The following is a 382-nucleotide window of genomic DNA, read 5'->3' on the forward strand; positions in this document are numbered from 1 at the left end:
ACGGCGGCGGCCTCGGCGGCGAGTTCGCCGTAGCCGGCCCGGCGGCCGTCGGGCGCGGTCACGGCGGAGTCGGCGGTGCGCAGGGTGTCGGCGGGCAGCGACCAGCGGCGCGCGGCGGCGGTGACCAGCCGGGCCCGGGCGGCGGCGGCCGCGCCGCGCACCGGGTCGTAGAGCGTGCGGACCGAGTTGGAGGCGCCGGTGAGCTGGTTGAACAGCAGGTCGGGGCGGCTGTCGGAGAGCGGCACGTCGACATCGGTCAGCCGGGCGTCGAGTTCCTCGGCGACCATCATGGCGACCGTGGTGGTCAGCCCCTGGCCGACCTCCAGACGGGGCAGGTGGAGGACGGCGCGGCCGGCGGTGGTGATCTCCAGGACGAGCAGGT

Annotated in this window: 1 protein-coding gene; it reads right to left on the reverse strand. The window is 77.0% G+C overall.

Going from position 1 to position 382, the window contains the following annotated elements; genetic code table 11:
* On the reverse strand, positions 1 to 382 hold a 382-nt coding region (locus tag VR45_RS31265; RefSeq protein WP_045943248.1), incomplete at both ends, for a molybdopterin cofactor-binding domain-containing protein.

Origin of the sequence: Streptomyces sp. NRRL S-495, from assembly GCF_000966955.1 — a bacterium.
Lineage (GTDB): Bacteria > Actinomycetota > Actinomycetes > Streptomycetales > Streptomycetaceae > Kitasatospora > Kitasatospora purpeofusca.